Source organism: Rhodanobacter thiooxydans LCS2 (assembly GCF_000264375.1).
In the GTDB taxonomy this organism is placed as follows: domain Bacteria; phylum Pseudomonadota; class Gammaproteobacteria; order Xanthomonadales; family Rhodanobacteraceae; genus Rhodanobacter; species Rhodanobacter thiooxydans.
The window spans coordinates 1-12152 of the sequence record NZ_AJXW01000004.1 but is presented as its reverse complement, the minus strand read 5'-3'; the positions used below and the strand labels follow the sequence as shown (position 1 = coordinate 12152).

8 protein-coding genes are annotated in these 12152 nt (G+C 69.4%); 2 read left to right on the top strand and 6 right to left on the bottom strand.

Translation table 11 applies throughout. The features are described from left to right. Positions 1-31 precede the first annotated feature (31 nt). A complete protein-coding gene (gene gltB, locus UUA_RS01420; RefSeq protein WP_008433616.1) occupies positions 32-4486 on the bottom strand; it encodes a glutamate synthase large subunit in 4455 nt (1484 codons plus the stop codon). A gap of 326 nt (positions 4487-4812) precedes the next feature. Here gltB and UUA_RS01415 point away from each other — a divergent pair, with 326 nt between their 5' ends. Together UUA_RS01415 and UUA_RS01410 are read left to right on the top strand one after the other, a co-directional pair. Next, a complete protein-coding gene (locus UUA_RS01415; protein WP_039953392.1) occupies positions 4813-6036 on the top strand; it encodes a murein hydrolase activator EnvC family protein in 1224 nt (407 codons plus the stop codon). A gap of 131 nt (positions 6037-6167) precedes the next feature. Further along, positions 6168-7559 (top strand): S41 family peptidase, encoded by a 1392-nt coding sequence (locus UUA_RS01410; protein ID WP_008433613.1) that lies wholly within the window; start codon positions 6168-6170, stop codon positions 7557-7559. 80 nt (positions 7560-7639) lie between these two features. On the opposite strand, the gene rpoH is transcribed toward UUA_RS01410, so the two are convergent. The 5 genes from rpoH to ftsE form a co-directional block, all read right to left on the bottom strand. After that, the gene (gene rpoH, locus UUA_RS01405) at positions 7640-8506 is read right to left on the bottom strand and encodes an RNA polymerase sigma factor RpoH (RefSeq protein ID WP_008433610.1); all 867 of its coding nucleotides are present in this window, start codon (positions 8504-8506) and stop codon (positions 7640-7642) included. Positions 8507-8666: 160 nt separating this feature from the next. Next, positions 8667-9389, bottom strand: a complete 723-nt coding sequence (gene ung, locus UUA_RS01400; RefSeq protein ID WP_008433608.1) for a uracil-DNA glycosylase — start codon at positions 9387-9389, stop codon at positions 8667-8669. Further along, positions 9386-10228, bottom strand: coding sequence for a response regulator (locus UUA_RS01395; protein ID WP_008433607.1), 843 nt, complete (start codon positions 10226-10228; stop codon positions 9386-9388). The genes ung and UUA_RS01395 overlap by 4 nt, the downstream gene beginning before the upstream one ends. 140 nt (positions 10229-10368) lie before the next feature. Then, positions 10369-11349, bottom strand: a complete 981-nt coding sequence (ftsX, locus tag UUA_RS01390; protein WP_008433606.1) for a permease-like cell division protein FtsX — start codon at positions 11347-11349, stop codon at positions 10369-10371. Continuing rightward, on the bottom strand, positions 11346-12023 hold the full coding sequence (gene ftsE, locus UUA_RS01385) for a cell division ATP-binding protein FtsE (RefSeq protein ID WP_008433605.1): 678 nt from the start codon (positions 12021-12023) through the stop codon (positions 11346-11348). Before ftsE ends, ftsX begins: the two co-directional genes overlap by 4 nt. Between the last annotated feature and the right edge of the window lie 129 nt (positions 12024-12152).

Below are 12152 nucleotides of genomic sequence, written 5' to 3'. Positions count from 1 at the left end.
CCTATTCCCCATTCCCGATTCCCAGCTCTGTTCATGCCGCCCTCCGCAATTCATCGGCCAGCGCGGCGAGGCTCGCCGCCTTCGGCTTGACCAGCCAGAAGCGCTGCAGCAGGCCGCGGAAATCGCCCAGCAGATGCTTCGCCCAGGCGCTGCCGGTGAGTTCGGCGTGGCGCGCGATCAGGCCGCGCAGGTGCTGCATGTGGTGCTCCATGCCTTCCGGCGTGACACGCACGATGTCGACCAGCTCGTGGTTGTAGCAATCGACGAAATTGCGCTCCAGGTCGAGCACGTAGGCGAAGCCGCCGGTCATGCCGGCGCCGAAGTTCAGCCCGCAGGCACCGAGCACGGCGACCACGCCGCCGGTCATGTACTCGCAGCAGTGGTCGCCGGCGCCCTCGATCACCGCCAGTGCACCGGAGTTGCGCACGCCGAAGCGCTCGCCCGCGCGGCCCGCGGCGAACAGCTCGCCGCCGGTGGCGCCGTACAGGCAGGTGTTGCCGAGAATCGCCGCGTCCTGGCTGGCGAAGCGCGCGTCCGCCGGCGGCCGCACCACGATGCGCCCGCCGGCCATGCCCTTGCCGACGCCGTCGTTGGCCTCGCCGGTGAGGTCGATCTGCACGCCGCCGGTGTTCCACGCACCGAGGCTCTGCCCCGCGCTGCCCTCCAGCTGCAGGGTGATCGGCTCGGCCATGCCGTGGTCGCCCCAGCGCCGCGCCACGTCGCCGGACAGCCGCGCGCCGATCGCGCGGTCGGTATTTTCGATCGCGTAGCGGAAGGTGCCGCCCGCGCCCAGTTCGACCAGCGGCGCAGCATCGCGGGCGATGCGCGTGGCCAGCGCCGCCTCGTCGCGCAGCGGGTTGCGTGGGAAGGTGCAGGCGCTGTCCACCGCTACGCCAAGACCGTCCGCGGCGATCAGCCGTGACAGGTCGAGCTGCTTCTGCACGGGCGTGCTGCCTTCGGCCTGGCGCAGCAGCTCGCTGCGCCCGATCAGTTCGCCGAGGCTGCGCACGCCGAGCTTCGCCAGGTGCTCGCGCACGTCTTCGGCGAGCAGGCGGAAGTAGTTCATCACCATCTCGGGCAGGCCGGTGAAGTGCTCCTGGCGCAGCGTCTCGTTCTGCGTGGCGATGCCGGTGGCGCAGTTGTTGAGGTGGCAGATGCGCAGGTACCTGCAGCCCAGCGCCGCCATCGGACCGGTGCCGAAGCCGAAGCTCTCGGCGCCCAGCAGCGCGGCCTTGATCACGTCCAGCCCGGTCTTCAGGCCGCCGTCGGTCTGCAGCCGCACGCGTCCGCGCAGACCATTGCGGCGCAGCGTCTGCTGCGCCTCGGCCACGCCCAGCTCCCACGGCGTGCCGGCGTACTTGATCGAGGTGAGCGGGCTGGCGCCGGTGCCGCCGTCGTGGCCGGAGATGGTGATGAGGTCCGCACCCGCCTTCACCACGCCGGCGGCGACCGTGCCCACGCCGGCATGCGAAACCAGTTTCACCGAGATCAGCGCGTCGGGGTTCACTTCCTTCAGGTCGTGGATCAGCTGCGCCAGGTCCTCGATCGAGTAGATGTCGTGGTGCGGCGGCGGCGAGATCAGGCCGATGCCGGGCTTGGCGTAGCGCAGCCGCGCGATCAGCTCGTTGACCTTGTGCCCGGGCAGCTGGCCGCCCTCGCCGGGCTTGGCGCCCTGCGCGATCTTGATCTGCAGCACCTCGGCGTTGACCAGGTACTCGGCGGTGACGCCGAAGCGGCCGGAGGAGACCTGCTTAATCTTCGAGCTCTTCTCGGTGCCGTAGCGCGCCGGGTCCTCGCCGCCTTCGCCGGAATTGCTGCGCGCGCCGAGCCGGTTCATCGCGATCGCCAGCGCCTCGTGCGCTTCCGGCGACAAGGCGCCGAGCGACATGCCGGCGGAATCGAAACGCCTGAGGATCGCCTCGACCGGCTCGACTTCGTCCAGCGGAATCGCCGCGCCGGCCGGCCGCGGCAGCAGCAGGTCGCGCAGTGCGGACGGCGGGCGCGCATCCACCTGCTGCGCGTAGCGGCGGTAGTCGGCCATCGCGCCGCTGCGCACCGCGACCTGCAGCGTGTCGATCACCTCCGGGTTGTACATGTGGTACTCGCCGCCGTGCACGTACTTGTAGATGCCGCCGGCGCGCAGCGGCTGCGCCTCGTTCCACGCCTCGGCAGCGAGCAGGCGGGCGTCGTGCTCCAGTTCCGCGAAGGCGGCGCCGCCGATGCGCGAGGGCGTGCCGGCGAAACACAGCGCCACCACTTCCGGCGCCAGCCCCACGATCTCGAACAGCTGCGCGCCACGGTAACCGGCGATGGTGGAGATGCCCATCTTGGAGAGGATCTTCAGCAGACCCTTGCGGATGCCGCGCCGGTAGCTGCGGCCGATCTCGCGCGGCGTGCCGTCACCGCGCCGGATGTGGCCGTCGCGGCCCAGCTCGAACAGGCTCTGGTAGGCCAGCCACGGGTAGATCGCGGTGGCGCCGAAGCCGATCAGGCAGGCGAACTGGTGCGCGTCGCGCGCCGTGGCGGTTTCCACCAGCAGGTTGCACTGGCAGCGCAGGCCGCGCTCGACCAGGTGCGCGTGGATCGCGCCGACGGCGAGCAGCGCATGCGCCGGCAGCGTGTCCCGGTTCGGATAGCGGTCGGTGATGAAGACCATCCCGGCGCCCCCGCGCACACCTTGTTCTGCCTCGAGGCAGAATCGGCGCAGTGCCGCTTCCAGCCCTTCCTCCGGCGCATAGCACAGGTCGATCTGCACGGTGGCGTTGACGAACTGCGGCAGTGCCAGCAGCTGGCGCAACTTGCGCTGCGAGCAGACCGGCGAGTTCAGCAGGATCTGCTTCGCGTTGTCCGCCGACAGCTCGAACAGGTTGCCCTCGCGACCGAACTGGGTGACCAGCGACATCACCAGCCGCTCGCGCAGCGGGTCGATCGGCGGGTTGGTGACCTGGGCGAAGCCTTCGCGGAAGCGGTCGAACAGCGGCCGCACCTGGCGCGACATCGCCGCCATCGGGGTGTCGTCGCCCATCGCGCCGGTGGCTTCGGCCTCGGTCTCGGCCAGCACCTTCAACACGCTCTCGCGTTCCTCGCGGCTCAGGCCGTACAGCTTCTGGTAGCGGCGCAGCACCGTGGTCGGCAGTGGCTCGGCGGCGAGACTGGGGTCGATCAGGTCCGATTCCAGGTAGCTCACGCCGGCGCGCAGCCAGTCGCGGAATGGCGCGCGGCTCTTGTTAATCGCGTCGATGTCGGCGTCGTGCAGCAGGCGCTTGCCGGCGAAATCCACCGCCAGCATCTGCCCCGGCCCGAGCCGGCCCTTCGCCACCACGCGCGACGCAGGCACGTCCCACAGGCCGGCCTCGGAAGCGACGATCAGGTGGTTGTCGTCGGACAGCGCCCAGCGCGCCGGGCGCAGGCCGTTGCGGTCCAGCGTGCACGCCGCGTAGCGGCCGTCGCACATCACCAGCCCGGCCGGACCGTCCCACGGCTCGCTGTGCAATGCGTAGTACTCGTAGAAACCGGTGAGGTCCTCGTCCAGGTCCTCGCGCGCCGCATACGCCGGCGGCACCAGCACGCGCATCGCGGTGAGCATGTCGAGGCCGCCGGCCAGCAGCACTTCCAACGCGTTGTCCAGGCTCTCGGAATCGGAGCCGTCCTGGCGCACCAGCGGGCCGATGTCGGTCAGGTCGACCCGCGGCGAGCGCAGCACCGCCTCGCGCGCCTGCATCCAGCGGCGGTTGCCGCGGATGGTGTTGATCTCGCCGTTGTGCGCCAGCAGGCGGAACGGCTGCGCCAGCCGCCATTGCGGCGTGGTATTGGTGGAGAAGCGCTGGTGGAATACCACCGCGTCGCTGGCCAGCGCAGGATGCTGCAGATCCGCGAACACCTCGCGCAGCCGGCCTGGCGCGGCCATCGCCTTGTAACCGATCACGTGCGCCGACAGGCTCACCACGTAGAAGTGCGGGTCGTCCACCAGCGCGGTTTCGGCGCGCCGGCGTGCGCGGAACAGCGCCTGCTCGAACGCGTCATCGTCCATGCCGGCTGCTGCATTCACGAACACCTGGCGCACGCGCGGACGGCTGGCGCTGGCGAGGGGGCCACAGGCCTCCGCGTCGACCGCCACTTCGCGCCAGCCGGCCAGCGCCAGGCCCGCTTCGGCCAGGTGCTGTTCGAACGCGATCGCTGCCGCCTCGCCGCCGGCCGGATCGAGGAACACCAGCCCGGCCGCAAAGCGCTCGCCCGGCACGATGCCGTCCGCCGTCGCCAGCGCGCGCAGCCAGTCCGCCGGACGATGGATCAGCACGCCGCAGCCGTCGCCGCTGACGCCGTCGGCGTTCACGCCGCCGCGATGGGAGAGTTTCGCAAGCGCCGCGAACGCGGTGTCGACCAGCCAGGCGCTGGCGCGGCCGTCGACCTGCGCAACCAGGCCGAAGCCGCAGCTGTCGTGTTCGAACGCCGGGTCGTACAAGGTCGCCGTGCCGCTTGTCGCCATCTCACCCCTCCGGGCTGCGCAGGCTGCCGCGATGCCGGGGGCACCGATCGTTTTGCGCAGGAGCGGCCCTGACTAAAGCACAATTGTTGCGACGCGTCAAAATATTTGTTTGGACGGCTAAACTGCCATCCAGAAAGCATGGCCGTTCGAGGCAGCCGCGAGCCAAGCCGAACCGCCCCGATGCCGGCACCGATCGGCGGGCGTGCGGCCGGCGCGCCGAAACGAGCCAGGACACCATCGCGGCGGGTGCCGCCTCGTCGGCATCCGCTGCCCCCGGCCCGGCCACCATCTCGCCCCGTCCGTCCCGCTCGGGGATAATCAGCCGCATGCCCATACCCGCCCGTGCCGCCGTCCGCCCCGTTCGCCGCCTGATCCTTGCCGTGCTGCTGGGTTGCCTGGCCATCACTCCGCTGCACGCGCGCCAGGACGGCAAGAGCCGCAGCGAGCAAGCCGCGGCCAAGCACAAACTGGCCGAGCTGCAGCAGAAGATGGAAGCACTGGCCCAGCAGCAGGCCGATACCGCCAGCCGGCGTGACCACGCCAACGCGGAGCTGGCCAGGCAGGCCAACGCCCTGGCCAACGCGGCACGCGCGGTACATCAGACCGACGCCGAACTGGCGGCCAAACAGCAGCAGCTGGACGAGTTGCAGCAGCAACGCACGACCCTCAAGCAGGCCCTGGACGGCCAGCGCGCCGCGATCGCCGAGCTGCTGCGCGCCACCTACGCGCTCGGACGCGGCTCGGACCTGCGCCTGCTGCTGGGCGATGAGGACGTGGCGCGCATCGCCCGCGCGCTGGTGTACTCGAAGTACTTCCAGCAGGACCGCGTGCAGCGGGTGCAGCGCCTGATGGACGACCTGGCCCGACTGCAGGAACTGGAGCAGGCGATCAGCGCCGAGCAGCAGGCATTGCAGGCAACCCGGGCCCAGCGCGAGCAGCAGGCCGCCGTGCTGGCCGGGCAACGCGCCGCGCAGCAGAAGCTGGCTGCCGAGACCGACGCTCAATACAAGGACCAGGCGCAGCGCCTGGCCGCGCTGAAACAGGACGCGCAGGCGCTCAACCGCCTGCTCGACAAACTGCAGAAGGCGATCGACGAAGCCGCCGCCCGCGCCGCTGCCGAGCGCGCCGCGGCGATCCGGAAGCACCCCGGGCACAAGCCGCCACCGCCGCTCGAGGTCGGCGGCGCCAGCGCCAACATCCGCGGCAACCTGCCATGGCCGGCCAGCGGGGTGGTCAACAGCTACGGCAACGGCGTGCTGATCAAGGCTTCCGGCGGCAGCGAGATCCACGCCGTGGCCCGCGGCCGGGTGATCTACGCCGGCTTCCTGCGCGGCTACGGCATGCTGCTGATCCTCAACCACGGCAACGGCTGGATGAGCATGTACGGCAACAACGAGACCCTGCTGCACGGGGTCGGCGACCAGGTGGAAGCCGGTGCGGCGATCGGCACCGCCAGCCCGCCCACCGGGGTCAACACCGGCGTCTATTTCGAACTGCGCCGGAACAACCAGCCGGTCGATCCGCGCAGCTGGCTGAGCCAGCACCGTTGACGCGATCGTCGCCGCATCGCAGGCTAGCCGCACGTTCACACTGAATTACCCCGGCCTCTGGTTGTCTCATGCCTGACCACTTTTCCCGTCGCGCTCCGGCGCGACGCTGTTCGCTGCACGGAGTCACACGCATGCGTCTTTCCCCCTCTGGCGCGCCGCTGGGCCTGACGGCCCTGCTGCTGGTCGCGCCATTCCTGCTGGCCGCGCCGAGCCTCTGCGCGCAGAACCCACCGGCCAGCCCGGCCGCGCCGGTCGAGCTGCCGGCCGCCACCAGCAGCGCCGCCGTTCCCGCCACTGCCGGCAGCGTCGACCAGGTGGATCTGGACGACATCCGCAACTTCAGCCGCGTCTACGAGGTAGTGCGCCAGGCCTACGTGGAGAAAGTCGATGACAAGACGCTGATGAAGGCCGCCATCACCGGCATGCTCAGCGGACTCGACCCGCACAGCGAATACCTCGACAAGGAAGGCCTGACCCAGCTCAACGAGGACACCACCGGCCAGTACAGCGGCCTCGGCATCGAGGTGCTGCAGGTCGACGGCGGCCTGCGCATCGTCTCGCCGATCGACGACACCCCGGCGGCGCGCGCCGGCATCAAGCCGGGCGACAGCATCGTCAAGATCAACGGCATCGTGGTCGACGCGCAGAACGTGGACGGGATGTTCAAGGAGTTGCGCGGCAAGCCGGGCAGCAAGGTCGACCTGACCATCGTGCACCAGAACAGCGACAAGCTGATCGACCTGCACCTGGTGCGCGAGAACATCGCGATCAGCAGCGTCAAGGTGCGCGAGCTGGAACCGGGCTACGCCTACGTGCGGATCAGCCAGTTCCAGGACGACACCGCGGGCGACCTGGAGCGCAAGCTGGGCCAGCTGATCGCGAAGAACGGGGCGCCGAAGGGCGCCGTGCTCGACCTGCGCAACAACCCCGGCGGCCTGCTCACCGCGGCGGTGGGCGTCAGCGACGACTTCCTCGACGCCGGCACCATCGTCACCACCCGCGGCCGCCTGCAGGATGCGAACATGAGCTTCAAGGCGCATCCCGGCGACCAGCTCGCCGGCGCGCCGATGGTCGTGCTGACCAACAACGGCACCGCCTCCGCCGCGGAAATCGTCTCCGGCGCGCTGAAGGACAACCACCGCGCGCTGATCATGGGCCAGCGCACGTTCGGCAAGGGCGTGGTGCAGACGGTGTTGCCGCTGGACGCCGACCATGCGGTGAAGATCACCACCGCGCGCTACTACACGCCGAACGGCACCTCGATCCAGGCCGAAGGCATCAAGCCGGACATCGCGCTGGCCGAGCTCACGGTGAACCCCTCCGACCACGGTCCGGTGCTGATCAGCTCGGAAGCCGACCTGCCGAATCACCTGGCCAACGAGAAGGCCCAGGCCGGCACCGACATCAATGACGACGGCAGCGCTGCCGACGCCAAACTGGCCACCAGCGACTACGCGTTGTCGCAGGCGCTGAACGTGCTCAAGGGCATGGCGCTGCGCCAGCCCGCCGCCGTGCGGCGCTGAGCGGCACACGCCAGAGAGGCGGAAATGAAAACGGCCCCTCGCGGGGCCGTTTTCGTTCGACCATGACTCGATGCTCCGGCTCAGGCCGCCGTCGCAAACAGGCCACGCATCTTCTTCATCGCGTTCGCCTCGATCTGGCGGATGCGCTCGGCGGACACGCCGTACTCGTCGGCCAGGTCCTGCAGCGTGGCCTTGCTGGAATCGTCCAGCCAGCGCCGCTGGATGATGTCGCGCGAGCGCGGGTCCAGGTGGGCGAGCGCGTCGTTCAGTGTTTCCATCTGGTTGTCGGCGTAATCCTCATCGGCCACGTTCTGGTACGGGTCGGCGCCATCGTCGACCAGGAACGCCGCCGGCGCCGGCTTGGCGTCGTCGTCGGCATCAACCGGAGCCTCGAAACCGATGTCGCGGCCGGACAGGCGCGATTCCATCTCGCGCACGGTTGCCTCGGGCACGCCCAGGTCCTTCGCCACGGTGCTCACCTCGGCCGCGTTCATCCAGCCCAGGCGCTTCTTGCTTTTGCGCAGGTTGAAGAACAGCTTGCGCTGCGCCTTGGTGGTGGCGACCTTCACGATGCGCCAGTTCTTCAAGATGAACTCGTGCATCTCGGCGCGGATCCAGTGCACCGCGAAGCTGACCAGGCGCACGCCCTGGTCGGGATCGAAGCGCTTGACCGCCTTCATCAGCCCGATGTTGCCTTCCTGGATCAGGTCGGCCAGCTGCAGGCCGTAGCCCGAGTAACCGCGCGCCACATGCACCACGAAACGCAGATGCGACATCACCAGCTTCTTCGCGGCGGCCAGGTTGGCCTCCTCGAGGTAGTCGCGCGACAGCGCCTGCTCCTCTTCCTGGCTCAGTACCGGAATGCGGTGAACCGCGGAGATGTACGCGTCCAGGCTGCCGACGACGCTGGGCAGGTTGCTGGGGGTGATCGCCAAGGCTTGGGACATGGATGGAACCTCCTGCATGACGTCAAAGTTTAGCACTCGGGTGGTTGGAGTGCTAAAGCGCGGGGTTGGTTCCGCGCTTTTAATGAACCGAATAGTACAGATATTTTCCACCCTTGTCCAGCGCCCCATCCGAGTCCACATGAGGTTGCCCGGGCAGCGTTCAAGTGGGCGTGAATTGGCCCTGCAATGCGGCCCGCGGCGGCAACGACCAGTCCACCGGCGCGTGGCCATGCGCCTCCAGGTAGCGGTTGGCGCCGGAGAAATGCCCGCAGCCGAGGAAGCCGCGATGGGCGGACAACGGCGAGGGATGCACGCTCTTCAGCACGCCGTGGCGGCGGGTGTCGATCAGCTGGCCCTTGCGCTGGGCATAGTTGCCCCACAGCAGGAACACCAGACCCTCGCGCTCGCGGTTGAGCGCGTCGATCGCCGCATCGGTGAAGCCTTCCCAGCCCTTGCCCTGGTGGGCTCCGGCGCGGCCTTCCTCCACCGTCAGCACGCTGTTCAGCAACAGCACGCCGCGATCGGCCCACGGCGTGAGGCAGCCGTGGTCGGGGCGCGCGACGCCGAGGTCGCGCTGGATTTCCTTGAAGATGTTCTCCAGCGACGGCGGCACCCGCACGCCGGGGCGCACCGAGAAGCACAGGCCGTGCGCCTGCCCGGGGCCGTGGTATGGGTCCTGGCCCAGGATTACCACCCGCACCGCGTCGAACGGGGTATGCGCGAACGCGGCGAAGATCTCCGGGCCTGGCGGGTAGATCCGCTTGCCGGCCTGCTTCTCCGCACGCAGGAACGTCGCCAGCGCCTGCATTTCGGGACGCATCAGATAATCGCCGATGCGCGCCTTCCACGACGGTTCCAGCCGGATCTGCGCCGCGTCGCTCATGCCCCGGCGGCGTGTTCGCGCAGGTGCCTGGCCACGCGCAGCTGGAACAGCAGCTTGGTCACCAGCAGTTTTTCCTCGACCGGCTTCTCGACCAGGTCGTTGGCGCCAGCCTTGATCAGCGCGGCCTGGTTGGCGGGGTTCTCGTCGCCGGTCATCACCAGCACCGGCAGCCGGCCCTTGCCGTAGCCGAACTCGCCGCGGACGTGCTTGAGCAGGTCGCCGCCGGTGAGTTCACCCTTCAGGCTGACGTCGGTGAGCACCACGTCGGCACCCACCACGCCCTGTGCCTTCGAGGTCTCCAGCAGCGCCAGGGCGTCTTCCACGCTGACTACGTGGCGCACGGTGAGTCCGATCTTCTCCAGCATGCGGCGCGTCGCCAGCGCCACCACGCGGCTGTCCTCGACGTACAGCACCACGCCCTCGGCGGTGTCGTCCGGTCGCACGTAGCCGCGGATGAACTCGGCCAGCGCCTGGAAGCCCAGCGCCTTGTCGAAATAATCGGTGACATGTTCGCCCAGCGAGCGGCGATGCAGCCGGTCCTCGACGTCGCCGGAAACCACCACGATCGGCACGTACGCCTGCGGCGCCGACTCGCGCACGAAGCGCGCCAGCTCCAGCCCGTCCATGTCGGGCAGGCGCAATGCGATGGTGATGAAATCAAACACGCCTTCGCCCAGCACCTGCTGCGCCTCGGCGCCACTGCCGCAACCAGTCACCTCGACCCCGGGCAGCTCGGCCAGCAGCACGCGGGTAATCAACTGGCGCACCACGCGCGAGCCGTCGACCACCAGCACCCGCGGCGCCTCGGTCAGCAGACGGCTGCTGATATTCGTACTCATTCCTTAACTCACCCACCCGACTCGTGGCAGTCCTGCGCCGATGAACCCGCAGGCGCACCTCCTGCACCCGCCGTAACTGGGGATAGTGCACCGGATACGGCACCGGCGGCTGCGATTCACGTCACCCCGGCGCAAGACCGTCACACCGCCTTGCGCAATTGCCACGCGCTGACCAGCCGCGCGCCCAGCCAGCCCAGCGCCGCGGCGACCAGCGGCACCGCCAGCAGCAGCCACGGCGGCAGGCCGCCGACCTGCAGCTTGCCATCGTAAGCCTGGCTCAACCGCGCCACCGGCGCGGCCAGCGCCAGCTCGATCAGCACTGCCAGCAGCGCCGCCAGGATGCCGCTGAACAGGCCGTACCAGATCCCCGCATACAGATAAGGCCGGCGCACGAACGCGCCGCTGGCGCCGACCAGCAGCAGCACGCCGATCTCCTCGCTGCGGCTGGCGATGTCCACCCGCACCGTGTTGCCGACCACCAGCAGCGCCGCCAGCGCCAGCAGCGAAGCAAGCACCAGCACCACGCGATTGCCCACGCCGAGCAAGGCGTCCAGCCGCTGCCGCCAGCTGCCGCTGTCCTGCACCAGGTCGACGCTGCGCAGCGTGCGCACGTCGGCCACCAGCTGCTCCAGCGCCTGCGCGCTCACACCCGCGCGCGGCTGCAACTGCAGCACGTACGGCAGCGGGTTGTCGTCCAGCGTGTGCAGGGCGCCGGAGAAGCCCTGCATCTGCGCCAGTTCGTCCATGCCCTGCTGCGGTGTCTTCACCGTCACCGCGGCCACCTCGGGGCGATTGCCCAGTTGCTGGGCCAGCAGCTGCGCCTGCGGTGCAGCCTGACCCGGCTGCAGGAACACGCTGATCGCCTGGCTCTGGCCCAGCGCGTTGCCGAGTTGCTGCACGTTGCCCAGCAGCAGGTAGAACGCCAGCGGCAGCGCCAGCGCCAGGCCCATCACCGCGATCGTGAGCAAGCTGCCGAACGGGCGCGCGGCAAGCCGGCGCAGGCTCGATCCCGCACTCCAGCGATGGTGTTCCCACCAGTTGCCGATGCGGCTGCCGCGGCTGTGGGTGTTGCGGCCTGACGCATCCGCCGGCGCGTGCAGGGTCTGCGTCGACGCGTTCACAGCACCTCCTGCGCGGCCAGGTCGGCGACCAGGCGGCCGTGGTCGAGCACGATCACCCGCCGCTTCATGCGCTTGATCAGCGGCAGGTCGTGGCTGGCGATCAGCACGGTCGTGCCGAGCTGCTGGAACTCGCTGAACAGGCCCATGATTTCCACCGCCAGCTGTGGGTCGAGGTTGCCGGTGGGCTCGTCGGCGATCAGCAGCGCCGGTCGCGCCACGATCGCGCGGGCGATGCCCACGCGCTGCTGCTCGCCAGTGGACAGGGTGGCCGGCAGTTGGCGCTCGTAGGCCAGCAGGCCGACCTTCTCGAGCGCGGCGCGCACGCGGCGGGCACGCTCGGCGCGCGCGATGCCGCCGATCACCAGCGGCAACTCGACGTTGGCGAACACACTGCGGTCCAGCAGCAGGCGGTGGTCCTGGAACACCATGCCGAGGTGCCGGCGCCACTTCGGGATGCCGCTGTGGCGGATCTTCGCCAGGCTCTTGCCGTCCACGCTGATGCTGCCGTGCGACGGCCGCTCGATCAGCCCCAGCAGCTTGAGCAGGGTGCTCTTGCCGGCGCCGGAATGCCCGGTGACGAAGGCCATCTCGCCACTGGGCACCTCGAACGAAAGCTGCGAGAGCGCCTCATGGCCACCTTCGTAGCGTTTGCTGACTTGATCGAACTGGATCACCGAGCGTCCCCGAGCCTGCGTGTCGTCGTCTCCACGCAAGGATAAGGGAAGCCGGCCGCAAGGTGCGGACTTCCCCGATCGCCGCGATCCGGCACGCGGCGATCGCGGCGCTCAGAGCTTGTGAAGAAA

What these genes read in the sequence shown, in the direction of transcription:
- gltB (WP_008433616.1), bottom strand. Translation starts at nt 4,486, where the DNA reads ATGGCGACAAGCGGCACGGCGACCTTGTACGACCCGGCGTTCGAACAC.
- UUA_RS01415 (WP_039953392.1), top strand. Translation starts at nt 4,813, where the DNA reads ATGCCCATACCCGCCCGTGCCGCCGTCCGCCCCGTTCGCCGCCTGATC.
- UUA_RS01410 (WP_008433613.1), top strand. Translation starts at nt 6,168, where the DNA reads ATGCGTCTTTCCCCCTCTGGCGCGCCGCTGGGCCTGACGGCCCTGCTG.
- rpoH (WP_008433610.1), bottom strand. Translation starts at nt 8,506, where the DNA reads ATGTCCCAAGCCTTGGCGATCACCCCCAGCAACCTGCCCAGCGTCGTC.
- ung (WP_008433608.1), bottom strand. Translation starts at nt 9,389, where the DNA reads ATGAGCGACGCGGCGCAGATCCGGCTGGAACCGTCGTGGAAGGCGCGC.
- UUA_RS01395 (WP_008433607.1), bottom strand. Translation starts at nt 10,228, where the DNA reads ATGAGTACGAATATCAGCAGCCGTCTGCTGACCGAGGCGCCGCGGGTG.